General features: G+C 65.5%; 25 protein-coding genes. 17 read left to right on the forward strand and 8 right to left on the reverse strand.

Features of this window, described 5'->3' with window-relative positions; genetic code table 11:
• The first annotated feature begins 126 nt into the window (after positions 1-126).
• Together K7W03_RS05555 and mdoH are read left to right on the forward strand one after the other, a co-directional pair.
• Positions 127-1,638 (forward strand): glucan biosynthesis protein, encoded by a 1,512-nt coding sequence (locus K7W03_RS05555; protein ID WP_222885741.1) that lies wholly within the window; start codon positions 127-129, stop codon positions 1,636-1,638.
• Positions 1,639-1,725: 87 nt separating this feature from the next.
• Positions 1,726-3,618, forward strand: coding sequence for a glucans biosynthesis glucosyltransferase MdoH (mdoH, locus tag K7W03_RS05560; protein WP_222885742.1), 1,893 nt, complete (start codon positions 1,726-1,728; stop codon positions 3,616-3,618).
• A 63-nt stretch (positions 3,619-3,681) separates the two neighbouring features.
• Here mdoH and K7W03_RS05565 read toward each other — a convergent pair whose 3' ends face one another.
• From K7W03_RS05565 to K7W03_RS05600, 8 genes are all read right to left on the reverse strand, one after another.
• Positions 3,682-4,419 (reverse strand): sigma-70 family RNA polymerase sigma factor, encoded by a 738-nt coding sequence (locus K7W03_RS05565; protein ID WP_140042544.1) that lies wholly within the window; start codon positions 4,417-4,419, stop codon positions 3,682-3,684.
• Between the two features lie 12 nt (positions 4,420-4,431).
• Positions 4,432-6,552, reverse strand: a complete 2,121-nt coding sequence (gene flhA / locus K7W03_RS05570) for a flagellar biosynthesis protein FlhA (protein WP_222885743.1) — start codon at positions 6,550-6,552, stop codon at positions 4,432-4,434.
• Positions 6,553-6,561: 9 nt separating this feature from the next.
• Entirely contained in the window at positions 6,562-7,395 is an 834-nt protein-coding gene (locus tag K7W03_RS05575) for a lytic transglycosylase domain-containing protein (protein ID WP_137710247.1), read from the reverse strand.
• Positions 7,396-7,621: 226 nt separating this feature from the next.
• Positions 7,622-7,930, reverse strand: coding sequence for a hypothetical protein (locus K7W03_RS05580; protein WP_137710246.1), 309 nt, complete (start codon positions 7,928-7,930; stop codon positions 7,622-7,624).
• A gap of 4 nt (positions 7,931-7,934) precedes the next feature.
• Positions 7,935-8,216, reverse strand: a complete 282-nt coding sequence (gene flgM, locus K7W03_RS05585) for a flagellar biosynthesis anti-sigma factor FlgM (RefSeq protein WP_025548582.1) — start codon at positions 8,214-8,216, stop codon at positions 7,935-7,937.
• A 46-nt stretch (positions 8,217-8,262) separates the two neighbouring features.
• The gene (locus K7W03_RS05590; protein WP_061936558.1) at positions 8,263-8,811 is read right to left on the reverse strand and encodes a flagella basal body P-ring formation protein FlgA; all 549 of its coding nucleotides are present in this window, start codon (positions 8,809-8,811) and stop codon (positions 8,263-8,265) included.
• Between the two features lie 132 nt (positions 8,812-8,943).
• Positions 8,944-9,426, reverse strand: a complete 483-nt coding sequence (locus K7W03_RS05595; protein ID WP_048576702.1) for a flagellar motor protein MotB — start codon at positions 9,424-9,426, stop codon at positions 8,944-8,946.
• Positions 9,423-10,091, reverse strand: coding sequence for a MotA/TolQ/ExbB proton channel family protein (locus K7W03_RS05600; RefSeq protein WP_044660324.1), 669 nt, complete (start codon positions 10,089-10,091; stop codon positions 9,423-9,425). The genes K7W03_RS05595 and K7W03_RS05600 overlap by 4 nt, the downstream gene beginning before the upstream one ends.
• A 264-nt stretch (positions 10,092-10,355) precedes the next feature.
• Here K7W03_RS05600 and flgB point away from each other — a divergent pair, with 264 nt between their 5' ends.
• The 15 genes from flgB to polA all read left to right on the forward strand — a co-directional run bounded on the left by flgB (position 10,356) and on the right by polA (position 24,886).
• The gene (flgB, locus tag K7W03_RS05605) at positions 10,356-10,724 is read left to right on the forward strand and encodes a flagellar basal body rod protein FlgB (protein WP_025548588.1); all 369 of its coding nucleotides are present in this window, start codon (positions 10,356-10,358) and stop codon (positions 10,722-10,724) included.
• A gap of 2 nt (positions 10,725-10,726) precedes the next feature.
• On the forward strand, positions 10,727-11,137 hold the full coding sequence (gene flgC / locus K7W03_RS05610) for a flagellar basal body rod protein FlgC (protein WP_025548590.1): 411 nt from the start codon (positions 10,727-10,729) through the stop codon (positions 11,135-11,137).
• Positions 11,134-11,790 (forward strand): flagellar hook assembly protein FlgD, encoded by a 657-nt coding sequence (locus K7W03_RS05615; RefSeq protein WP_222885744.1) that lies wholly within the window; start codon positions 11,134-11,136, stop codon positions 11,788-11,790. The genes flgC and K7W03_RS05615 overlap by 4 nt, the downstream gene beginning before the upstream one ends.
• Before the next feature lie 51 nt (positions 11,791-11,841).
• Positions 11,842-12,684 carry a flagellar hook-basal body complex protein gene (locus K7W03_RS05620; protein WP_048576704.1) on the forward strand — a complete coding sequence of 281 codons (843 nt, stop codon included), beginning with the start codon at positions 11,842-11,844 and terminating at the stop codon, positions 12,682-12,684.
• Positions 12,685-12,833: 149 nt separating this feature from the next.
• Positions 12,834-13,574 carry a flagellar basal body rod protein FlgF gene (locus tag K7W03_RS05625; RefSeq protein ID WP_025548595.1) on the forward strand — a complete coding sequence of 247 codons (741 nt, stop codon included), beginning with the start codon at positions 12,834-12,836 and terminating at the stop codon, positions 13,572-13,574.
• A 67-nt stretch (positions 13,575-13,641) separates the two neighbouring features.
• On the forward strand, positions 13,642-14,430 hold the full coding sequence (flgG, locus tag K7W03_RS05630) for a flagellar basal-body rod protein FlgG (RefSeq protein ID WP_025548597.1): 789 nt from the start codon (positions 13,642-13,644) through the stop codon (positions 14,428-14,430).
• A 5-nt stretch (positions 14,431-14,435) separates the two neighbouring features.
• Complete coding sequence (locus tag K7W03_RS05635) at positions 14,436-15,110, forward strand: flagellar basal body L-ring protein FlgH (protein WP_413469315.1); 675 nt, start codon at positions 14,436-14,438, stop codon at positions 15,108-15,110.
• A 14-nt stretch (positions 15,111-15,124) separates the two neighbouring features.
• Entirely contained in the window at positions 15,125-16,363 is a 1,239-nt protein-coding gene (locus K7W03_RS05640; protein ID WP_226869722.1) for a flagellar basal body P-ring protein FlgI, read from the forward strand.
• Complete coding sequence (locus K7W03_RS05645) at positions 16,363-16,677, forward strand: rod-binding protein (RefSeq protein ID WP_222885766.1); 315 nt, start codon at positions 16,363-16,365, stop codon at positions 16,675-16,677. Before K7W03_RS05640 ends, K7W03_RS05645 begins: the two co-directional genes overlap by 1 nt.
• Positions 16,674-18,014: a flagellar hook-associated protein FlgK gene (gene flgK / locus K7W03_RS05650; protein ID WP_222885745.1), complete on the forward strand. Its 1,341-nt coding sequence runs from the start codon at positions 16,674-16,676 to the stop codon at positions 18,012-18,014. The genes K7W03_RS05645 and flgK overlap by 4 nt, the downstream gene beginning before the upstream one ends.
• 17 nt (positions 18,015-18,031) lie before the next feature.
• Positions 18,032-18,877: a flagellin gene (locus K7W03_RS05655; RefSeq protein ID WP_222885746.1), complete on the forward strand. Its 846-nt coding sequence runs from the start codon at positions 18,032-18,034 to the stop codon at positions 18,875-18,877.
• A gap of 228 nt (positions 18,878-19,105) precedes the next feature.
• On the forward strand, positions 19,106-19,969 hold the full coding sequence (gene motA, locus K7W03_RS05660; protein ID WP_007682571.1) for a flagellar motor stator protein MotA: 864 nt from the start codon (positions 19,106-19,108) through the stop codon (positions 19,967-19,969).
• A 3-nt stretch (positions 19,970-19,972) separates the two neighbouring features.
• Positions 19,973-21,028 (forward strand): flagellar motor protein MotB, encoded by a 1,056-nt coding sequence (locus K7W03_RS05665; protein ID WP_061936544.1) that lies wholly within the window; start codon positions 19,973-19,975, stop codon positions 21,026-21,028.
• Positions 21,029-21,145: 117 nt separating this feature from the next.
• The gene (locus K7W03_RS05670) at positions 21,146-21,670 is read left to right on the forward strand and encodes a hypothetical protein (RefSeq protein WP_137710241.1); all 525 of its coding nucleotides are present in this window, start codon (positions 21,146-21,148) and stop codon (positions 21,668-21,670) included.
• Positions 21,671-22,099: 429 nt separating this feature from the next.
• Entirely contained in the window at positions 22,100-24,886 is a 2,787-nt protein-coding gene (polA, locus tag K7W03_RS05675; RefSeq protein WP_222885747.1) for a DNA polymerase I, read from the forward strand.
• Positions 24,887-24,976 lie beyond the last annotated feature (90 nt).

Below are 24,976 nucleotides of genomic sequence, written 5' to 3' on the forward strand. Positions count from 1 at the left end.
CTTCGATGAAACGACCAGCATAACGAAGCCTCCGTCCCCCCGGGCGGAGGCTTCATCGCATTTGTCGATCGGCCGGTTTCCAATCAATGCGGGATCGAAACACTTGCATTGGCGGTTGTCGCACCCATGATGACGGCCATGACCAACAATTCTTCGACAGGAATCGGACGCCGCGCAATGATCGCGGCGTCCGGCGCTGCGCTGCTGCTGCCGCATTCCGTGCTGGCCCAGAACCGGGCCGAGGCCTTTTCCTGGACCATGCTGATCGCCCGGGCACAGCGCCTCGCCCGCGGCGCGTTCACGGTGACGCCCTTCTTCCCCGGCGCCGACAGGATCGGCTATGATGCGTTCAACGAGGCGCGCTTCCGTGACGAGCGGACCATCTGGAACGAAAGCGGCGACGATACCGGCATCCGCCTGTTCCCCCTGAGCGGCACGGTGCAGCAGCCGGTGGAGATCGCGCTGGTCGAAAAAGGCCGGGCGACGCCGCTGCGCTACGATCCCGCCATGTTCGACGCGCCGCCGGGCAATGCGGTGCGCGCACTGGGCCCCGATGCGGGCTTTGCCGGCTTCCGCATCATGAATCAGGCGCGGGACGGCGACTGGCTGTCCTTTCTGGGCGCGACCTATTTCCGCGCCCCCGCCGAAAGGCAGTTCGGGCTCTCGGCCCGCGCCGTCGCCATCAACACCAGCATCGCGGGGAAGGAGGAATTTCCCCGCTTCACCCATTTCTGGCTGGAGCGGACCGGGCGCAGCAGCGTCACCGTCTATGCGCTGATGGACAGCGCATCGCTCACCGGCGCCTTCCGCTTCGCCAATGAACTGACGCCGCAGGGCGTGCGGCAGGATGTCGACGCCGTGCTGTTCACGCGCAAGGCGATCGCGGAACTGGGGCTGATGCCGATGACCAGCATGTTCTGGTACGATCAGGCCGACCGGCGCACCCGCACCGACTGGCGGCCGGAAATCCACGATTCCGACCTGCTTTCCATCGCCGGCGCGGATGGGACCGTCCATTGCCGTCCGCTGGTCAATCCCTCCGCCCCCCGCGTCGATGTGTTTGAGGAGCGCAACCCCAAGGGCTTCGGACTGCTCCAGCGCGACCGCAATTTCGACCATTATCAGGATGACGGCGTCTTCTACGAACGGCGGCCTTCCCTATGGGCGACCAGCCGCAAGCCGCTGGGCGCCGGACAGGTGCGGCTCTATGCCTTTCCGACCGACAGCGAATATACCGACAATGTCGCGGCCTATTGGACCCCCGCCGCGCCCACCCGCGCGGGCAGCCGGATAGAGGCGAGCTATCGGCTGGACTGGTCCGCCGCCCGCGCCCCCGCTTCCGCCGGCCTTGCCACGGTGGAGAATATCTGGACCGGGCAGTCGGGCGAAGCCGGGGTCGACCGTTTCCTGGTCGACTTCGCCGGCGTGCCGACCGGAAGCAGGCCGGACATATGGGTCGACCTTGCCGGCGGAACGCTGGTCAAGAAGGCCGGTTATCCGGTCCTGCACCAGAAGGACATGTTCCGGATGGTCCTGGATATTCGTCGGGACCGGGGCAGGCCGACCGATATCCGCGCCCAGCTCAGGGCTGGCAATCGCCCGTTCAGCGAATATGTGCATTACCCGCTGGGCGCCTGAATTAAGGGCGACAAGGGAACCAGCCGGGTTCAAGGCGGTTCTGGTGACGGGTTTCGAGCCCGTGAAATCTGGCGAAACGAGTCGGGCATGAAAGCAACGGGTGGCGTGCACAGCAACAGGGCCGGCGGAATGGCGACCGTCAGGGCGTTCGAGCATCTTCCCCCGGAGAGGCCCCTGGCCATGCCCGCGCAGGATTTTTCCGCGACCCCGCGCGACCTGCCCCACCGTCCGTTCAACATCGACCTCTGGGCCCGGCGCACCCTGGTGGTGCTGCTGGCGCTGCTGCCTGCCTCCATGGCGGCGCATGAGATGCGGCGTTCCATCGGCCTGGACGGCATTTCGGCATGGGAGGGCGTCTATCTCGCCCTCTTCATCCCGCTCTTCGCCTGGATCGCCTTCGGCTTCGCCACCAGCCTGATCGGTTTCCTGCTGCTGACCATGGGGCGCGGCCCGGGCGTCCGTCCCTATCGCGCGCGGTCGACGGCGCCGCTGCGCGGGCGCACCGCCGTGCTGCTGCCTGTCTGCAATGAGGATTTTCAGGGCGTGCTCGGCCGCCTGTCGATCATGGAGCGCTCGCTGGCGCAGGTCATGGGGGGCGAGCGGTTCGAATTCTTCATCCTCTCCGATTCCAACCCGGAAAATGGGGAGAAGGAGCGCGCCGCCTATCTGAAGATGCGCAAGGGCTTTTCCCGCCCCGTCCATTACCGCCGCCGCGCACTCAATGTCGGGCGCAAGCCGGGCAATATCGCGGAATGGGTCGAACGCTTCGGCGGCGCCTATGACTATATGATCGTGCTGGACGCGGACAGCGTGATGAGCGGCCAGACCATGGCGCGGCTGGCCTCGGATATGGAGCGGCATCCGCATGTCGGCCTGATCCAGACCGTGCCGTCGATCGTCGGCGCGTCGACGCTGTTCGCCCGCTGGCAGCAATTCGCCAGCCGCCTGTTCGGCCCCATTTCCGCCGCCGGCATGATCTGGTGGTCAGGGTCGGAAGGTATGTTCTGGGGCCATAATGCGATCCTGCGGACCAGGGCCTTCGCGCAGAGCTGCGGCCTGCCCGAACTGCCGGGGCGCGCGCCCTTTGGCGGGCATATCATGAGCCATGACATGATAGAGGCGGCCCTGCTGCGCCGTCGCGGCTGGGACGTGCATATCGTCATGGCCGACGACAGTTTCGAGGAATTTCCCCCTTCCCTGCCCGATCTCGCCACCCGCGACCGCCGCTGGTGCCAGGGCAATATCCAGCACATCCCCCTCCTTTCTAAGATCAGGGGCATGCACCCGGTCAGCAAGTTCCAGCTCTTCGTCGGGGCGTCGGCCTATTGCACCTCGCCGCTGTGGCTGGCGCTGATGCTGGTGGTGCTGGGCGGCGCGGTGGCGGGCGTCTGGCCGCCGAGCGCCATATTGCCGTCGGGCGGGCTGCTGGCGCTGACGGCAGTGCTGCTGTTCGGGCCGAAGCTGCTGGCGCTGCTCTGGGCGCTGGCCGATCCTGCACGGCGCATCGGTTTCGGCGGCGGAGTGCGCATGATGCGCGGCGTGATCGCGGACATCGCGCTGTCGATCCTGATGGCGCCGATCAGCATGCTCACGCAGACCATCAACCTGTTCGGCATATTGATGGGCCGCAAGAGCAGCTGGAACGGCCAGACCCGCGACCGCGACGGCATGCGGATGCTGCCGGCGATCTGGCTGTTCAAATGGCATATCCTGCTGGGCGTGGGGCTGACGCTGCTGGCGGTCGAGTCCGATACATCGCTGGGCTGGATCGTGCCGGTGGCGGCGGGTCTGGTGCTGGCGCCCTTCTTCGCGGCCTTCACGGCGCGCAAGGATTGGGGCAGCCATGTCGCGAAAAGCGGGCTGTTCCAGGTGGCGGAACCCTGGTGGCGGATGCAGAATTACCAGAAGACGCGTTATCGGCAGCTGCAGTTGGACAATGCGCCGATCAAGGACTTCTCCAACGCCGCGAACGACAGTTAGTCGATCCTGAAACACCGTGTTCCTGCGCAGGAGCACGGCACGCCTGAAGGAAAGCGAAGGGACTCAGTCCCAATCCCGCAATTTCTCGCGCAGCCTGTCCAGCGCGGCCTTCTTGATCTGGCACACCCGCGCCGCGCCGATGTCCAGCGTCGCGCCGATCTCCTCCAGATTGAGTTCCTCGACGAAATAAAGCTGAAGCACCAGCGCCTCCCGCTGCGGCAGGTCGCCTATGCATTTGGCGAGCGCGGCTTTGAGCGATTCCCGCTCCATCACATCGTCGGCGCGATCCTCGACATCGGCAAACCACATGGACTGGTCGGAATAGACCTCGTCCATGCTGCTATGCTGCACCATCTCGCAGCCATCCGCCACTTCGCGATAGGCGGCGGGGTCCAGCCCCATTTCGGCGGACATCTCCGCCTCCAGCGGCGCACGGCCCAGCTTCTGCTCCAGCCGGTTGCGGACGACCCCTAACTGCTTGCGCTGCGACATGGCGGAACGCGTCATCGTCGCATGGCGGCGCAGATGGTCTATCATCGCCCCGCGCACGCGCATCTGCGCATAGGAGGCGAAGCCAAGGCCCCGATCCTCGAAGCCATTGGCCGCCTCGACCAGCGCGACCATGCCGATCTGGAGCAGGTCCTCGATCTCGATGGCGCTCGATACCCGGCCATGGACATGCCAGGCGATCTTGCGCACCAGCGGCATATATTGGCGCGCCAGCCGTTCGGGCGAATTGGCATGGGCGGACCGGCCATAGGTGTTGGCATCGGAACCGGCGACGACCCTATTCATGAACATCGGTCAGGCTCCTCAGGCAACGCGTTCGCGTGTCGGCAGGGGGTCGTGGCGCGGCGCGGGCCGCTGCTCGCCGCCGACCACGGCGACGACTTCCACGCCCTTGCCATCGGGAATTTCCAGGAAGGACAGCACCGGCGTCTCCGGCAGATGCGGTTTGAACAGCCGGGCCAGCGCGCGGCGGGCCAGCGGCGAGGTGACGATGGCGAAGTTGCGCGCCTGCCCCAGCAGCGGACGGGCCGCCGTGACCACCGCCTCTATGATGCGGTTGGCAAGGGCGGGTTCGATCGGGTGCCGGGCATCGCCCGCGACCCGCATCGCCTGCGCCAGCAACGCTTCCAGATCGCCGTCCAGCGTGATCACCGGCAGCGGCATCTTCACCGGCACCAGCCCCTGGATGATCAGCGAACCGATTCGCTGGCGCACCGCCTCGACCAGTTGGTCCAGCGTCATGTCGGGCCGCGCCGCGTCGACCATCGCCTCGCAGATGCGGCGGAAATCCTTGAGCGGAATGCCCTCCGCCAGCAGGGCGCGGCAAAGCGCAGAAATCTGGGTGAGGTTCAACAGCCCCGGCGTCAGCCCGTCGACAAGTTGCGGCGCGGCGTCCTTGAGGTTGTCGAGCAGCTTGCGCGCTTCGTCCAGACCGAACATCTCGCTGGCGTTCATCGCGATAAGCTGGTTGAGATGGGTGGCGACCACCGTCGGCGGATCGACCACCGTATAGCCCGCGACCACCGCTTCGCTGCGCTTGGCGGGCGAAATCCACACGGCATCCAGACCGAAGGTCGGGTCTTTCGCCTCGCGGCCGGACACAGTGCCCTCCAGCGCGCCGCTGTCCAGCGCCAGCAAGTCGTCGGGGAAAATCTCGTCCTCACCGACGACGACACCGGCGATGGTGATGCGATATTGGTTCGGCTCCAGCGCCAGATTGTCCTTCACGCGGACCATCGGCACGACGAAGCCCAATTCCTTCGAAAGCTGGCGGCGGATGCCGGTGATGCGGGCCATCAGCGGCGCGCCCTTGCGCTCGTCCACCAGGCTGATCAGGCCATAGCCGATCTCCAGCCCCAGCACGGCGCCGTCCGACACGTCGTTCCATTCGATCAGCGCCGGGTTGGGCGGCGGGGCGGCGGGTTCAGGCTCGGCCGCCTTGCGCTGGCTCGACTTGCGGAGGTGCCAGGCGATGCCGCCCGCCACCGCGGCGGCGGGCAGGATGATCATGTGCGGCATGCCGGGCAGGATACCCAGGAAAGTCAGGATCGCCGCGACCGGCATCCAGGCCTTGCCCGAACCGAACTGGCTGGTGATCTGGTTCGACAGATCGTCCTCGCTGCCGACCCGCGTCACGATGGCGGCGGCGGCGATGGAGAGCAGCAGCGCCGGAATCTGCGCGACCAGCGCGTCGCCGATGGCCAGGATGATATAGGTCTGGGCAGCTTCCCCGATGCTGAGCTTGTGGCTGACCACGCCCAGTATGATGCCGCCGACGATGTTGATGGCCAGGATCAGGATGCCTGCGACCGCATCGCCCTTCACGAATTTGGAGGCGCCGTCCATCGATCCGTAGAAGTCCGCCTCGGTCGCCACTTCACGGCGGCGGACCTTGGCCTCTTCCGGGGTCAGCAGGCCGGCGTTCAGGTCGGCGTCGATCGCCATCTGCTTGCCCGGCAGGGCGTCCAGGGTGAAGCGGGCGCTGACTTCCGACACGCGGCCCGCGCCCTTGGTGATCACGACCAGGTTGATGATCATCAGGATCGCGAAGACGAAGATGCCGACGACATAATCGCCGCCGATCAGGAAATGGCCGAAGGCCTCGATCACATGGCCCGCCGAATCGGTGCCTTCATGCCCGTTCACCAGCACGACGCGGGTCGACGCGACGTTCAGCGCCAGCCGCAGCAGCGTCGCGAACAGCAGCACCGTCGGAAAGCTGGAGAAGTCGAGCGGCTTGGCGGCGTTCAGCGCCACCATCAGCACGGCCAGGCTGATCATGATGTTGGTGATGAACCCGATGTCCAGCATGATCGCGGGCACCGGCACCATCATGAACAGCACGACCATCAGCGTCGCAATGGGCAACACCGCTCCCTTGGCGGCGCTCATCCAGATCTTCGCTTTGACTTGGGCGGGAGTCATATCGGGCCGTTACCTTCCGAGGGTGGCGAGCATGAGATAGGCGAGGCGCGCCGTCTGCGGTTCGGGCCGGACGGTGACGTCGGCGGCGGTCGCAAGGCGCTGGGTTTCGATCCGCACATAGTCGGCGGGCTGCACGGTCTTCGCGCCGGAGGGCAAAGACGCATCGGCATATTGAATGTCGCCGCCGCCGACCGAATCGAAGCCCTTCTGGAGCTTGGCGGCGAAGCGGTCGCGGATTTCGGCAAAGCTGCGGGCGTTGCCCTGCCTGTCGTAGAAGATGGAGCGGTTGGCGCGGGCGGCGGCCGGGAACATCCCGGCGGCGGCGGCATTGGGCGCGCGGTCGTTCATCGACAGGAACCTGCTGGCCCCGCCGACGCCCAGGAAATGGGCCATGTAAAGGTCGACCGGTTCCGCCTCGCGGCCCAGCCGCTGCTCCAATGTGGCCTTGTTGTCGGCGGCATGTTGGGCGGCCATGACGGATGCGGTTTCGGGATGCTTGCGCAGGTCCAGTATCTGCTGGCGAAGGTCGGGATCGGCCACATAATAGCGGCCATTGCTGCCCCGGCTGATCGCGTCGGCGGCCCAGCCCAGCCCATATTCGCTGCCATGCTGGTCGATGACCGCCAGCCAGCTCTGGTCGACGAACTGGTAAAGCCCGGTCGCGGAGGAGGTGGTCGCGCGAGCGGTGGGATTGAGGCTGCTCTCGATCTTCGCCTGCCCCAGCAGATAGGCGAAGTCCACGCCCGTCCGCCGGCTGGCCATGGCGATCGCGTTGGTCACGCGATTGCCCGTCGAAGCGCCCGTTGCCGCCCCCGTTCCTGCGATGTCTGCGAAAGCCGACACTGGTTCGATCAATCCCCGTTGGTACCGGGGGTCATTAGAGCAAGTGACGTGCCAAGATTTGGTTAACGCGCGCTCATAATTTGATTTTCGGGAATGGAGCCTGCTCCGGTCAAATCAAGCCGCGCCCACCCGCTCCTGCGCAGGCAGGAGCCCAGTCCGCCGTCAGATGAAAAGCAAAAAGGGCGCCGTGGCGGGCGCCCTTGCAAAGTCTCGGAGGGTCGGATTTTCAGCGCCCGTAAACCAGAGGCGCCGTTTCCGCGCCGCGCGCCGCGAGTATCGCAAGCCGCTGATTCGCATGATCCGCGAGCAGGTTGGTACGAATCCGCGCCGATTCCATCAGCGGCTGGAGCGCCCTCAATCGATCCTTCACCGCTTCGTCGGACCGCCACACGCCGATGGCGCGAACAGCGGACGCGGCTTTGGCGATCCGCTGCGTCGCCGCTTCGATCACCGCCGCATCCACGCCGTCCAGTGCCCCGCGCAGCTCTTCGAAAGCCGCGCCCAACTCATCCAGCGCTGCAAGACCGAGCGGCATGGGGTCAACCGGCCGCCGGTAGGTCGAGCGCCAGCATGCGATCCGCGATCGCCGCCGGATCGACGGGGTAATTGCCCGAAGCGATGGCCGCCTTGATCGCGGCGACGCGGTCCATGTCGACCGGCGCGCCTTCGGCCGCCATGCGGGCGACGGGGCTTGCCGAACTGGCCGAAGAAGCGGAAGTCGCGGCCGAACCGGTCGAAGAAGCGCGCGTCGTCCTGCCGCCTTCCTTCAGGCGGGCTGCCTCTATGGCGGCGCTGATATTCTGGCCGACAGACTTGATCATCGTTTCAATCCTTCATTCGTCCCGCACAGTCTATATACGGCCGGGTTCAAAAATTGTTAAATCCCGGAACACGAACAATTCCCATTTCCACGACCTGCGCCAATATCGGCGCGGATTTCCTGTCTTCCCGCACGCGGATCGTCTCGCCCACGGCGCCGTCCTCGTCCGCGACCATCATGCGCGAGACGCTGAAGGCCGCATTGCCCGCCATCAATTGCACCGGGTCGCCCTTCTTGACGGCAGCCTCCCTGGGCGCCGCCCGCGCCGCAGGGGCGTAGCGCGCCACCGGCCCGGAAGCGGCAGCGGCGCCGCCGGCCACCAACGGCACGCGGATTCGCCAGCCCAACGCATCGCACTTGACGATGGCGGCCCCAAAGACCGGCCCGTCCACGCTGGGCGTCGCCGGACAGGCGGCCAGCCGCAAACGCCGGTCGACCGGCGCGATCGGCCCGCCCGGTTCGCCCAGATTGGCGCCGACGGTCATCGCGACCAGACTGTCGATCCGATCCAGATTCTCGAACTTCTGCTGCGCCAGCGCAGGATCGGACGCTGAAACGGACAGCGCCAGAAGCAGGATCTTGGGCAAATTCGTCACGGTATCTCTCCGAAAGCGGACAGGATTAACCATGAACCACGCAAAATTCGTGCCATGTGCTGGCTGCCGCTGGTGGGGGAGGGTGAGCCGTGCCCCAAGAAAAAACAGCCGCACCTTTGGGGCGGTCGACGCCTAACGTCCCGCGACAATCAGGATCACCTGCCCCTTGCCGCCCTCGCCATCCAACTGGTCCAGCCCGCGCAGCACCAGCCGGTCGCCGCCAATGCCTTCCGCCTTCAGCGCCCGCGCCACGGCGCCGAGGCGCGCCGCCGACAGGTCCCAGCCGTCGAAGCGCTGATGCCCCGCATCCGTGCCGCGGCTGCTGACCTCCAGCCGCTCGCGCCCCAGCGCAAAGCGATCCGCCACGATCTTCAGCCGCTTCCGGCCCTGCTGCGTCAGCAACGCCTCACCGGGCAGGAACAGTTCGGCGGCGTGGATTTCCATGGGACTGCTGGCATGGCCGCCAAATTGCTGCCGCACCTGCGCCAGCATGGCGTCACGCCGCTGGCCGCTGGCCTGAAGCATGACGAAAAAGCCGAGCAGCAACAGCAGCAGGTCGGCGAAGCTGATCGCCCAGCGGCCGCGCCGCGCCCCGGCAAGGGCGGAGATATTCATGCCACCTCGCGGATCGAGGCGCGGCGCATCGGCACATTTTCCCGCCGCGCGATGGCGGCCATGCGATCAGTGACCTCCTTCTGCCAGGCGAGTTCCCGTTCCGACAGGTCGGCAAGCCGCGTCGCTACGGGCGCGGCGATGACATTGGCAATGACCACGCCATAGAAGGTGGTGAGGAGCGCCAGGGCCATGGAGGGGCCCAGCGCCGCCGGATCGTCCATCGCGGCGAACATGCCGACCAGGCCGATGATCGTGCCCGCCATGCCCAGGGCCGGGGCGGCATCCGCGATGGACAGCCAGACCTTGCAGGCGGCGCCATGGCGCTGCGCCCGGTCCGCCAGCGATTGCGCGGCCCACAGTTCGAACTGCTCCGTCTTCTCGCAATTGGCGAGCTTGCGCGCGGCTTCGGTCAGATAGGGATTGGCCGTCTTCACCCGGTCCGTGCAGGCAAGGCCGCGCAGTTGCGCGACCTGATCGATCTTCAGCATGGCCGCCCGCGCAGCATCCCGGTCCTTCGCCGGATCGGCGCGCAGCAGGGGAACAAGGGCGGCAAAGGCCCGCCCCAGCGCCCGCGCGCCATTCTGGAACAGCGCCACCAGCCCGATCCCCGCGACCATGGCCAGCAAGGTCAGGGGGTCGAACAAATGCGCCATGATCCCGATCATCTTCACGTCCCCGCTTACGCCCGGCCGGCCGGCGGCAAAGCGCTGCCACCCGCCGGCAAAATTTTGCCGCCCTTGCCGCCATCCTCACGCAATCCCCCGGATTTCCGCCATTTTCCGCCATGCCGATGCGTCACCCACGCAAATTGGCACGGCTCTTGCGAATATCAGGCTGGATCACCCGCAGTTCACGCCATCAGGCTTCAGAACGGCGGGGGAGACGGAAGTTTTAGGCCCATCGGGGCGGAAAAAAGCGGAAAGACGACAATGTCGCTGGAAGACGGATTGTTCGGGATACATGGAAAGGCGCTGGCGCTTCGCTCGCAGCGCCTTTCCCTGCTCGCGTCCAATATCGCGAACGCTTCGACGCCCGGATACAAGGCGCGCGACATCGATTTCGAGTCCGCCCTCAAGGAAGCCACGACGCGGCAGGGCAAATCCGCCGCCGACGTGTCGCAGGCCGTCGACGATTCGATGGGCTATCGCGTGCCGCTGCAACCCAGCCTCGACGGCAACACCGTCGAACTCAGCACCGAACAGACTTTGTTCGCGGAAAACGCCGTCAAATATCGCACGACCCTCTCCTTCCTGGAGGGCCGCATCAACACCATCACCCGCGCGCTTAAGGGAGAATGAGCATGAGCGGCCATGGCCCCCTGAACGTCTTCGACATCGCCGGCCGCGCCATGAGCGCGCAGCTCGTGCGGCTCAACGCCACCGCATCCAACATGGCGAACGCGGGCAATGTCACCGGCAGCGCGGCGGAGGCCTATCGCGCGATCAAGCCGGTGTTCCAGTCCGTCACCGACAGCCCCGGCGTCTCGACCGTCAAGGTCCAGAATGTCGTCACCACCAATGCGCAGCCCACCAAGCGCCACGATCCCAACCATCCGCTGGCCGACAAGAATGGCGATGTCTGGGAAGCCGCCGTGGATAGCAGCGCGGAGCTGGTCGACATGATCGAGACCGCCCGCATGTACCAGAACAACGTGCAGGTGCTGAACACCGCCAAGTCCCTGATGATGGAAACCATAAGGATCGGCAAATGACGACCACGACCGCCACCGACAGCGCGGGCCTGTCCGTCTATAACCCCTATGCCAATGTCGGCACGGGCAAGTCGGAAATGGGCCAGGCGGATTTCCTGCGCCTGCTGACCGCGCAGATGCAGACGCAGGACCCGTTCGAACCCGTCGATAACGCCCAGATGGTCGCGCAGATGGCCACCATCACCAACAGCAGCGGCATCGCGGAAATGAACCAGACGCTGAAGAATCTGGCGTCGCAACTGACCGGATCGCGCCTTGGCGACGCGGCAAGCTGGATCGGCAAGTCGATGCTGGTGCAGAGCAACATCGCCGCGCCCGATGCAGCCGGCCAATATATGGGCCAGGTCAGCTTTGCCGACGCCACCAGCGGCGCCAGCGTCGACCTGATCGACGGCAGCGGCAATGTCGTCAAGACGATCGAACTGGGCGACCAGCCCAAGGGCGACATCAATTTCTATTGGGACGGCAAGGATGAAGCCGGCAACACCATCGCCACCGACGCGCTGAAGATCAAGGTCAACGGCGCCAGCCCCAGCCGCGTCGCGAGCTGGGCCACCATCGCCGCCGTCCAGTCACCCGCCGACGGCAGTTCGTCCAAGCTGATCACCGCGCTCGGCACCTATTCGCCGTCCGACGCCATCTCGCTCGCCTAACCGACCAATCCTTTTCACACCGATTTTCCTTTTCACCCAAGGAGCAACGCCATGTCCTTCTACATCTCGCTTTCCGGCCTGAAGGCCGCCCAGACCGACCTGTCGACCACGGCGAACAATGTCGCCAACGTCAATTCGACCGCCTTCAAGAAGAGCAAGGCCGTGTTCGGCGACATCTTCGCCGCCGCGCCGATGCAGACCACGACGCAGGTCGCCGGCCAGGGCGTGCGCGCCCAGGGCATCAGCCAGCAGTTCACCCAGGGCACGATCGAGACCACCGACAAGACGCTGGACCTCGCCATCACCGGCGAAGGCTTCTTCACGGTGAAGCGCAGCGCCGACAATCAGGTGGGCTATACCCGCAACGGCGCCTTCTCGGTGGAGGAGGACCGCTATGTCGTCGACACCACCGGCGCCCGGCTTCAGGTGATCCCGCTCGATCCCACCACCGGCGCGCCGACGGTGACGGGCACCCTGACCCCGACATCGCTGACCGACCTCAAGATTCCGACCAACTGGCCCGACGGCGGCACCGGCAACCAGCTCACCAGCGTGGGCGTGTCGGAAGAAGGCAAGATCACCGGCGTTTATGCCGACGGTTCCACCGTCTATCTGGGCGCAACCGCCATCGCCGCGTTCAACAGCCAGGAAGGGCTGCGCCAGAGCGGCGACGCCCATTGGACCGCGACCAACGCGAGCGGCACGCCGATGCTGGGCACCGGCAATAGCGGCCTGTTCGGCTCGGTCCGCTCCGGCGCGCTGGAACGCTCCAATGTCGACATCACCGAGGAACTGGTGAACCTCATCTCCGCCCAGCGCAATTTCCAGGCGAACTCGAAGGCGATCGAGGCGGCGAACACGCTGTCGACCACCATCGTCAACATGCGGACCTAAGCTTCCGCATGAATTGAACCGTCATTCCCGCGAAAGCGGGAACCCATCTCCCGACCTCGCACAAAGCGGCAACGCTGGAAGATGGATCCCCGCCTCCGCGGGGGTGACGGAAATAAATCAGCGCCCGCAGTCAACAACAGGACACCCCCATGGACCGGCTCGTCAACACGGCACTCACCGCGATGCGCGGCGCGATGGCGCGGCAGGCGGCGATCTCCAACAATCTGGCGAACGTCAACACCACCGGCTTCCGCGCGGAAATCGCCAATGCCGAGACGCGCTGGATCAAGGGCAGCACCTTCGACACGCGGGCGCAGGCGTCCGAACAGGTGATCGCCGCCGACATGGCGCAAGGCGCGGTCACCGAAACCGGCAATCCGCTGGACGTGGCCATGAACGGCGATGCGATGCTCGCCGTTCAGGCCGCGGACGGCAGCGAAGCCTATACGCGCCGCGGCGACCTGAAGGTCAGCGACAGCGGCCTGCTGACCACCGGCGACGGCCTGCCCGTGCTGGGCGAAGGCGGCCCCATCACCCTGCCGCAGATGGACAGCATCTCCATCGCGAAAGACGGCAGCATCTGGGGCGTGCCGCAGGGCGGCGACCCCGCCAATCCGCAACAGGTGGACAAGCTGAAGCTGGTCAGCCCGGTCGGCTCCAGCATCGCCAAGGGCACGGACGGGCTGTTCCGCGAAGCCAATGGCGGCGCGCTGCCCGACGATCCGCTCGCCAGCGTGACCGGCGGATCGCTGGAAGGGTCGAACGTCAACGCCACCTCAGCGCTGGTGCAGATGATCGAGGCGAGCCGCGCCTGGGAAACCCAGGTCAAGATGATCGACACCGCCAAGCAGCTCGACGATGGCGGCGCATCGCTGATGCGCCTGGACTGATGGTTAATTTGGCACGGCTCTTGCTTTTCGACAGGCAAGCCTGACGGCCCTACGGAGATTTTGAGCCATGACCAACGCAGCCCTTCATGTCGCCCGCACCGGCCTTGACGCGCAGAACACGAAGATGCGCGTGATCGCCAACAACCTGGCGAACGTCAACACCACCGGCTTCAAGCGCGATCGCGCCGATTTCGAAACGCTGGCCTATCAGCAGATCGTGGCCGCGGGCGCGAACAGCGACAGCGAGAACAAGTTCGCCACCGGCCTCAACCTCGGCTCGGGCGTCGCGATGCAGGGCACGGCCAAGATCAACAGCCAGGGCACGCTCAACCAGACCGGCAACACGCTGGACATGGCGATAGAGGGTTCGGGCTATTTCCAGGTGCAGCAGCCGGACGGCTCCATCGCCTATACCCGCGCCGGCAATTTCACGACCACGGCGGAAGGCGTCGTCGTCACCAGCGAAGGGCTGCCGCTGATCCCGCAGATCACGGTTCCGGAAGGCGCCACCAGCGTCACCATCGGCAATGACGGCACCGTCTCCGCCACGCTTCAGGGGCAGGCCGAACCGACCCAGCTCGGCCAGATCGAACTGGCGAGCTTCATGAACCCGGGCGGCCTTCAGGCGGTCGGCGGCAATCTGCTGAAGGAAAGCGCCGCCAGCGGCACGCCGCAGGTCGGCGTCGCGGGGCTGGACGGGCGCGGCGTCGTCCGCTCCGGCTATCTCGAAACCTCGAACGTCAACGTGGTCGAGGAACTGGTCGACATGATCGAGACCCAGCGCGCCTATGAGGTCAATTCCAAGATGATCAAGGCGACCGACGAAATGCTCCAGTACGTCAACCAGCAGTTGTGAGCCGGATGATGCGCAGAACGGCCATTTTCTTCCTCTTCGGAACCGCCCTCGCCGCCTCCCCGGCCATGGCCGGCAAGAAGCGCGATGCCGAACGGCAATTTTATGCCCCCACGGTCGTTGCCGCCCCTGCCGCCCCGGCCGCCAACGGTTCGATCTTCCAGGCGTCGATGGGCTATACCCCGCTCACCAGCGGGGCGCGGGCGACCGGCGTGGGCGACATCATCACCATCGTGCTGGTCGAACGGACCCAGGCGACCAAGAGCAACAGCGCCGACACCAGCCGCGACGGCAGCATCGCCCTGACCCCGCCCAGCACCGGCCCGCTGTCCAAGATCTTCTCCGCCAGCGACATCGGCTCCAGCGGCAGCAACAGCTTCACCGGCAAGGGCGCCGCCACCCAGTCCAATGCGCTCAACGGCGAAATCACCGTGACCATCGCGGCGACCTATCCCAACGGCACGATGCTGGTGAAGGGCGAAAAGGCGCTGACGCTCAACCGCGGCGACGAATATATCCAGATCAGCGGCCTCGTCCGCCAGGCCGACATCGGCCCGGACAACCGCATCGCCTCGACCCGCGTGGCCGACGCGAAGATCATCTACACCGGCAAGGGGGAAATCGCCCGCGCCAGCCGCCAGGGCTGGCTGCAGCGCTTCTTCTCCATGATCAGCCCCTTCTGATGGACATGCACGCCATGACGTCCTTCGCCCGCCTCCCCAACTTCGTCATTCCCGCGCAGGCGGGAATCCATCTCCGGACCTCGCGTCTGGTGCAACGTCGGGAGATGGATTCCCGCCTTCGCGGGAATGACGGCGTGTGGTTGGGCAAGCGTTTAGCGCGTCGCGTAATACTCGCCCTTCTCACCGCCCTCACCCTGATCGCAGCCCCGGCCCATGCGGAGCGGATCAAGGACCTCGGCAATTTCCAGGGCGTGCGCCCCAACCAGCTCACCGGCTACGGCATCGTCGTCGGCCTGGCGGGCACGGGCGACGACAGCCTGGACTATGCGACGCAGGGCATGAAGGGCGTCGTCTCGCGCTTCGGCCTGACGCTGCCGCAGGGCATCAACCCGGCTCTCAAAAATGCGGCGGCGGTGCTGGTGACGGCGGACCTGCCCGCCTTCGCCAAGCCCGGCCAGCGCCTCGACGTCACCGTCTCCGCACTGGGCAAGGCGAAGTCGCTGCGCGGCGGCACGCTGATCATGACCCCGCTGCGCGGCGCGGATAACGAAATTTACGGCATGGCGCAGGGCAATCTCGCCGTCGGCGGCCTGGGCGTGTCCGGCGCGGACGGCAGCCAGGTGTCGGTCAACATTCCTTCCGCCGGCCGCATCCCGGGCGGCGCGACGGTGGAGCGCGCGGTCGCGACCGGCTTCGACACCGCTCCGACGCTGACCTTCAACCTGTCCGAAGCCGACCTCACCACGGCCCTCAGGGTGGCGGACGGCATCAACCGCACCTATGGCGACCATCGCGCCAAGGCCGTGGACGCCGTGTCGATCACCATCGACGCCGCGCCGGGCGCCACCGACCGCATCATGATGATGGGCATGATCGAGAATATCGAGATTTCGCCCGCCGACGCCCCGGCCAAGGTGATCGTCAACGCCCGCACCGGCACCGTCGTCATCAACGGCGCGGTGAAGATCCATCCCGCCGCCATCGCGCACGGGAAAATCACCGTCAGCGTCAACGAATCCCCCCGCATCGTCCAGCCCGCTCCCTTCTCGCAAGGGCAGACGGCGGTGGAGCAATCCAGTTCGATTTCGATCGATCAGGAAAAGAAACCGATGATTAATTTTAAAGGTGGAGCCTCTCTGGCCGATATAGTCAAAGCGGTGAACGCCATCGGCGCCTCCCCCGCGGACATGGTCGCGATCCTCGAAGCGCTCAAGCAGGCAGGCGCGCTCAAGGCTGAACTGGTGGTGTTGTGATGCGGATTGGTGCGACTTCGGGAACGACGGCCCCGGCGGGCGGAACGCAGGACAGGGCCGCGCTGCAAAAGGCGGCGCAGCAGTTCGAGGCGATCTTCCTGCGCCAGATGATGGGCGCGATGCGCTCGGCCAGCCTGGCGGAGGGCATCAGCGATTCCAGCGCCACCGACCAGTTCCGCGACATGGCCGACGCCCGCACCGCCGACAGCATGGCGAGCCACGGCACGCTGGGCATAGCGGAGATGCTGATGCGCCAGTTCGGCGCCAAAGCCGTCGCGCCTGCCGGCCCAAATGCCGCGGATAAGGCCGAATGAGCGACCTCTTCATCATCGGCGCGTCGGGCACCAAGGCCTATCGGACCGCCATGGCCGCGATTTCCGAGAATATCGCCAATGCCAGCACGGAGGGCTATTCCCGCCGTTCGGTGACGACCATCGAATCCGGTTCGTCCACCGCCACCATGGCCGTCTACATCTCCCGCGCCAATTTCGGCGGGACGGAGGTCAAGAGCGTCAACCGCGCGACCGATCCCTATCTCGACGCGACGGTGCGCTACACCAACATGCAGCTTGGCAGCGCGGTCGCGCGGATGCGCTGGCTGACCGATTCGGAAACGGCGCTCAACGACACGGAAACCGGCATCGGCCAGCTCATGACCGGCATGTTCCAGAACATGGACAAGCTGGCCGCCAGCCCCACCGACAACTCCCTGCGGGTGACGACGCTGGACAGCATCAGCCGCGTCGCCCAGGCCTTCAACCAGACCTCGGCCGACCTGGTGCAGGTGTCCAGCGGCATCGCGACCGAGGCGCAGGCTTCGGTGACGACGATCAACCAGGCCCTCTCCGCCCTCGCGGACATCAACAACAGCCTGCTGCGCGCGCAGCCGGGCACATCGGCCTATGCGCAACTGCTCGACAGCCGCGACGCGGCATTGGGCACGCTGTCCACCAATCTCAACATCGACATCGGCTTCGGCACGCATGACCAGGCGCAGGTGACGCTGAACGGCCAGACGCTGGTGCAGGGGAGCAGCGCCACACCGCTGGCCCTCACCGTCAACACCAACGGCACGCTGGCGCTTGCGACCGGCGGCGGCGCCGCCCTGGCCGCGCCGACGAGCGGCACGCTGGGCGGGCTGTTCTCCGCCGCCGGCACGGTGTCGCAGCGCCGCACCAGCCTCGACACGCTGGCGCAGCAGTTCGTCGCCAATATGAACAACTGGCATGCGCAGGGGCTGACCAACGGCAGTCCGGGCGCGGCGGGCGCGCCGCTGCTGTCCGGAACGACGGCTGCGACCGTCGCCGCCCTCATCACCGACCCGGCGCAGCTTGCGACCAAGGCCGCCGACGGCACGCCCAACGGCAATCTGCTGACCGTATCGACCGTGCTGCGCGGCAATGGCAGCGTCGAACAGGGCTGGACCAACCTGATCGCCACCCACGCCAACCTGCTTTCCTCCACCAAGGCGGAGCAGACCACGGCGCAGAACCGCAGCGATCAGGCCGTGGCCGCCCGCGAAGCGGTAAGCGGCGTCGACCTCGACATGGAGGCGGCCGAACTGCTGCGCATCCAGCAGGCCTATTCGGGCAGCGCCAAGATCCTTCAGGTCGCGAAGGAAACCGTCGACGCCATTCTGCAGATCATCTGAACGGGAGCAACGGGACCATGGTCGGCATCACCAACAAGATCCTTCTGGCCGAGATTCGCCGTCAGCAGAAATTGTCGCAGGACATCGTCGATGGCCAGACCGCCATCTCGACCGGCCAGACGCTGAACAAGCCGTCGGACGACGCGCTCGCCTGGGTGCAGGTGTCGGACATCGGCCGGGCGCAGGCGCAACAGGCCGCCTGGCAGTCGAATATCAGCACCGGCACGGCCCGCGCCAACACGGCAGAGGCCAATCTGGGCGAGATGAACTCCCTGCTGACGCGCGCGCAGGAATTGATGACGCGCGCCCGCAACGGATCGCTCAGCACGACCGACAAGACGGCCATCGTCCAGGAAATGACGACGATCCGGTCGACCATCGATTCGCTGTTGAACCAGAAGGATTACAGCGGCGTACCCGCCTTCGACGATGGGCAGAGCGTGCTGGTCCCGGTCAGCCGCGGCCTCAACCTCGCGGTGGTCGGCACGCGGCAGGAAGTGTCCGAAGGGATCGACGTCAACGGCACGCCGATGACGCTCGACGCCATATTGGGCCAGAGCATCGCCGCGCTGCAAAGCGGGACCGACAGCGACGTCGCGGCCGGGCTCGACGCGATCAAGGCGGCCCAGAACCACATCGTCCTGGAACAGACCAAGCAGGGCGTGCGCAGCGACCGGCTGGACGTGATCGGCACGCGCCTCACCAATGTCGACCTCGACCTCAAGGAACGGCGCGCAGGCCTGGAATCGACCGACCTGCAGGATGTGATCTCCTCGGTATCGGCCAAGCTGCTCCAGCTTGAGGCGGCGCAGTCCGCCTTCGCCCGGATCAACCAGCAGACCCTGTTCGACCTGATCAAATAGGCGCCTGAAGCGATCCCATGGTCATCATGTTCCTGCCCGGGCAGGAACACGCCATGGCTTGGACGAACCTTCCGAAACAGAAGGATCTTTCGCCCGGAAACATCGCCATCGATTTTTCGGTCGCGCCCTAAACCACGGCATCGCCAAGCCGTATTAACCAATCGAGAGCGTCTTTCATGCGATGCTTCGATCAAGACGGCGCCTTCGGGCAGAATTTCGGGGATAATCATGTTCGCAATCATCGGCCTGGTCGTGCTGCTCGCCATGGTGTTCGGCGGCTTCATCTTTACAGGCGGCGACATCGGCCCGGTTCTGCACGCGCTTCCACACGAAATGATCATCATCGGCGGCGCGGCCGTCGGCGCGCTGATCATCGGCAATTCGGGCTCGGACCTGAAGGCGCTGGGCGGCGGCCTGGGCAAGGTGTTCAAGGGCCCGAAATACAAGAAGCAGGACTTTCTCGACTGCATCTTCCTCGTCTCCAAGCTGATGAAGACGCTGCGCGTCGAAGGGCCGGTGGCGCTGGAACCGCATATCGAGGACCCGGCCAGCTCGACCATCTTTTCCGAATATCCGCGCCTGATGGGCGACAAGACGCTGATCCACCTGATCAGCGACACGCTGCGTCTGGTGGTCGTCTCCTCCGGCACGCTCGATCCCCATGCGGTCGAGGAAGTCATGGATAATGCGCTCAAGACCCATCATCATGAAGCGCTGCGTCCTGCGGACAACCTCCAGGGGCTGGCGGACGCATTGCCTGCCCTCGGCATCGTCGCGGCGGTGCTGGGCGTGGTGAAGACCATGGGCTCGATCGACCAGCCCCCGGCGATCCTGGGCGGCATGATCGGTTCGGCGCTGGTCGGCACCTTCCTGGGCGTTCTGCTCGCCTATGGCATGGTCAACCCTTTCGCCAATCGCTGCCGCGCCGTGATCGAGGCGGACGGGTCCATGTACCATGTCGTCAAGCAGATCATCGTCGCCTCCCTGCACGGCCATCCGCAGCCGCTGGTGATCGAGGCCGCGCGCTCCAGCCTGACCCATGCGAACCAGCCGGCCTTCGCCGAAGTGTTCGACGGCATGCGGGGCAAATAAGCCATGGCCGAGAAGAAGCGCGGCGCGAACGAGCCCGAACCCAGACCGATCATCGTCAAGAAGATCATCGTCGACGGTCATGGCGGCCATCATGGCGGCGCGTGGAAGGTCGCCTATGCCGACTTCGTGACGGCGATGATGGCCTTCTTCCTGCTGATGTGGCTGCTGGGCGCGACCACGGAAAAGCAGCGCAAGGGGCTGGCCGACTATTTCACGCCGACCCTGGTGCAGCTCAAGGAAGGTTCGGCCGGGTCGAACGGCATGTTCGGCGGCGACAGCATGACGGCGAAGGAAAATTATCCGACCACGGGCGGTCAGGGCAATCTCGCCATCACCATCCCGCGCGACGCATCGGGCACGAAGGACCAGGGCGGCAAGGCCACCAAGGCCGCCGACCGGGTGAAGTTCGAATCGATCAGGAAGGAACTGGAGGCGCGCATGGCCCGCCGCCAGGGCATCCGCAAGCTGCTGAAGAACATCCGCTTCACCGAAACGCGCGAAGGGCTGCGCATCGACCTGATAGACGAAGCGGACTTCGCGATGTTCGCCATGGGCACCGACCGCCTGCTGCCGCAGGCGCGGGAACTGGTGAACGAGGTCGCGGCAACGATCCGGACCATGCCCAATCCGCTGATCGTGCGCGGACACACCGACGGCCTGCCATACAGCGCGGGCCAGACGATGAACAACTGGATGCTCTCCTCCGCCCGCGCCGAAGCGACGCGCAAGGCGCTCGCCGCCAGCGGCATCGGCAACGACCGCTTCGCCCGGATCGAGGGCGTGGCCGACCGCGAACCCTTCGCGAAGGGCGACGTCTACGACCCGCGCAACCGGCGCATGTCGATCATCCTGGGCTGGAGCCGCGGCGCGAACGACGGCGATGCGGACGAACAGCCCGACGCCGAAACCAGGGCCGCGATCAAGGAACGCGACAACCCCATGACCATGGCCCGGACCGAAGCGCGCAAGCTCGACATGGGCGGCACCAGCCTCCCCGCAGGCGCGCAGTTGATCAACCCGACAGCACCGGGGACGTCGAACAAGCCCGGCAAGCATTGAACCAACCCGGCTGCCTTGGGTGGTTAGAAGACGAGCAGCTATTAGCACCGCTCTGATCGTTACCGGACATTAGGAAATGGCATATAGGTGCTGTGCGCATCCTTGTCGGAGAATGATGTGCGCGCCGCCCTCCTTTTAGCTGTTTTTGCCATGAGTGTTCCTTGTAGCGCTTATGCGCGCGATGATGAAAGCGGTCGTTATGGCCCGATGGACGGGCGTGGGCACGGCTTCAAGGACAAGATTGCAAAGGACGGATTCTGGGAAATCACCGGCGGCGTCAGCGGACATAGCCAAGCGACCGCAGCAGATTTCGCGATTTACCGCGCTGCCGAAATGGCACGGGCAGATGGCCATCGCTATGTTGAAATTCATGATGCTGTAGGTCGGCAAAACCGTTCCTCCGGCGCAGAAAGCGTGACGTTGTTCGCGCGGCCGGTTGACGCCCCGGTTCACCCGTCAGCCTGTAGATCGGGTAAACCTAAGCGTTGCTATACGGCCGACGTGGCATTGGTGTTTGCTCGGTTGAGCGGCGCGGACGGAAACCACCCCGGAGTGGCTGCACCGAGCTACATCGACAAATTCGGGCGCACTGTCACTCAAAGCGGCTTTGGCACGGGCGCAGTAGGCGTTCCACCTCAATAATTCAGTATGGTTTAGCATGAAGGTGAAGCTGACGGCCGCTTTCGGGCATTCCGCTTCTGGAACAGAATGGCAATTCGTGGTCGTTTCCAAACCCCACCTCCAGCGCCTGAGTGGCAGCCTTCGATCAGGCGTTACCCGAAAACCACAGAAAGCTCCAAAAGCATCCTATTTCTCCAACAGGGGCCGATCAGACCTGTCCTATTCCGCGCCGACCCGCTTATCCCACCACCCTCTTTGAAACGTCCGACCCATCCCCTCTCACGCCCACGCGCGCTTAGGCACGCGCGCGCATACACTGTGAACTTCGACCCGAAAATGGCGGATTTCCGCCCTTTCCAACACATCACCCCCGCCCCGAACCGGGAACCCGCCTCCTACACCGACAACCCCACTGGAGGCGCGCGCCCTAACCCGCTATCCCCTCCCCCCATGGCCCAGAATCATCTCTATCTCGTCGACGGCAGCGGCTATATCTTCCGCGCCTATCACCAGCTTCCGCCGCTCACCAACAGGCATGGCCAGCCCGTCGGCGCGGTCTATGGCTATACCACCATGCTCTGGAAGCTGGCCGACGAACTGGGCAAGGCGGAAGGCCCCACCCATCTCGCCGTGGTGCTGGACAAGGGCAGCCACACCTTCCGCAACGACATGTACGACGCCTACAAGGCGAACCGCCCGCCGCCGCCGGAGGATCTGGTCCCGCAATTCCCGATGATCCGCGACGCCACCCGCGCTTTCTCCCTCCCCTGCATCGAGGAAGCGGGGTTCGAGGCCGACGACATCATCGCCAGCTACACGAAAGCTGCCGTCGCGGCGGGCTGGCACGTCACCATCGTCAGCTCCGACAAGGACCTGATGCAGCTGATCCAGCCCGGCGTCGACATGTACGACACGATGAAGAATGAGCGGCGCGGCGCCGACTATGTCATGGCGAAATTCGGCGTCCAGCCGGAACAGCTTGGCGACGTGCTCGCCCTGATGGGCGACAGCGTCGACAATGTCCCCGGCATCCCAGGCATCGGCCCCAAGACCGCCGCCAAGCTGATCACCGAATATGGCAGCCTGGAAGCCGCGCTCGAAGCTGCCCCTTCGATGAAGAAATCGAAGATGCAGGAAAATCTCATCGAACATGCCGACATGGCCCGCCTGTCGCGCCGGCTCGTCGCGCTGCATGACGCCATGGACCTGCCCGAGCCGCTCGACGACCTGACGCTGAAGGGCATTCCGCTGGAGCCGCTGCAGGCCTTCCTCGAACATCACGGCTTCAAGTCGCTGCTCGCCCGCGCCGGCGCGCCCGCCGCGGCCGTGGCGGTCGCGACCGCCGCCGCCGCCGTCACCGAACTCGCCGCTCCCGCCGCCCCGGTGCTGGAGGAGGAACCGCCGATCGACCGCAGCCTCTACGAAACGGTGGTGACGGAGGACGCGCTCGACCGCTGGATCGCCGCCGCCCATGCCGAGGGGCTGGTCGCCGTCGATACGGAGACGGACATGCTCGACTGCGTGTCCTGCGCGCTGGTCGGCGTCAGCCTCGCCGTCGGCCCCAACGCCGCCTGCTATATCCCGGTCGGCCATGGCGGCAAGGACATGTTCGCGGAAAAGCCCGACCAGCTTCCCCTCGCCCTCGTCCTCGCGAAACTCAAGCCGCTGCTGGAGGATGACAGCGTCCTCAAGATCGGCCAGAACCTCAAATATGACATCACGGTCCTGCGCCGCCATGGCATAGAGATCTTCCCCTATGACGACACCATCGTCATGAGCTTCGACCTCGACGCGGGCCAGAGCCTCGCAGGCCACGGCATGGATGAGGCGGCGAAGGTGCACCTCAATCATATATGCATCAGCTTCAAGGATGTCTGCGGCACCGGCAAGAGCCAGATCAGCTTCGCGGAAGTCCCCCTCGACAAGGCGACCGAATATGCCGCCGAGGATGCCGACGTCACGCTGCGCCTGTGGAAGCTGTTCAAGAGCCGCGTCGCGAATGAAGGCGCGACCCGCGTTTATGAACTGGTCGACCGCCCGCTCGTCGCGGTGATCGCGAAGATGGAGCATGAAGGCATCAAGGTCGACCGCGAGGCGCTCTCCCGCCTCTCCGCCGAGTTCACTGCCGAGATCGCCAAGCTGGAAGGCGAAATCCACGGCCTCGCCGGCCAACCCTTCGCCATCGGCTCCACGCAACAGCTTGGCGCGATCCTGTTCGACAAAATGGGCTACAAGGGCGGAAAGAAGGGCAAGTCCGGCGCCTATTCGACCGACGTCACCATCCTGGAGCAGCTCAAGGCCCAGGGCGCGGAAATCGCGGGCAAGGTGCTCGACTGGCGGCAGCTTTCCAAGCTCAAGTCGACCTATACCGACGCGCTTCAGGCCCAGATCAACAGGGACACCAGCCGCGTCCATACCAGCTACAGCCTGTCCGGCGCACAGACCGGCCGCCTGTCCTCGACCGACCCCAATCTCCAGAACATCCCGATCCGCACTGAAGTCGGCCGGCAAATCCGCCACGCCTTCGTCGCGGAGCCGGGCAATGTCATCCTGGCGGCGGACTATAGCCAGATCGAACTGCGCCTCGCCGCGCACATGGCGGACGTGCCCGCGCTGAAGGAGGCGTTCGCGAACGGCGAGGACATCCACGCCGCCACTGCCCAGCAACTCTTCGGGGAGGTCAACCGCGACACGCGCGGCCGGGCCAAGACGATCAATTTCGCCATCCTGTACGGCATCAGCCGCTGGGGCCTCGCCGGACGGCTGGAGATCAGCGCCGACGAAGCGCAGGACATGATCAGCCGCTATTATGAACGCTTCCCCGGCATCAGCCTCTACATCACCGACACGATCGAAAAGGCGCGCTCAAGGGGCTATACGGAAACGCTGTTCGGCCGGAAGACATGGTTCCCGCGCATCAAGGCGTCGATCCAGCATGAACGACAAGGCGCCGAACGAGCCGCGATCAACGCACCTATACAGGGCACCAGCGCCGACATCATCAAGCGCGCCATGGCCCGCATGGGCCCGGCGCTCGCGGCGGAAGGGCTGCATCAGGTCAAGATGCTGCTGCAAGTGCACGACGAACTTGTCTTCGAACTGCCGGAAGGCGATGTGGAACAGGCCAGCACCGTCATCCGCCGCGTCATGGAAGGCGCCGCCGAACCGATCGTGAAGCTGAGCGTGCCGCTGGGCGTCGAAATCGGCCACGGCCCAAGCTGGGGCGCGGCGCACTAGAGCCAATCGACATTCAGCCCCGACGGCCTGCAAATGACGCTTTTCCGTGCTTCCGGTGCTCACCTACTTTGAGTAGGCTGCGCGCCGGGT

Origin of the sequence: Sphingobium sp. PNB (genome assembly GCF_019873065.1) — a bacterium.
Lineage (GTDB): Bacteria > Pseudomonadota > Alphaproteobacteria > Sphingomonadales > Sphingomonadaceae > Sphingobium > Sphingobium fuliginis.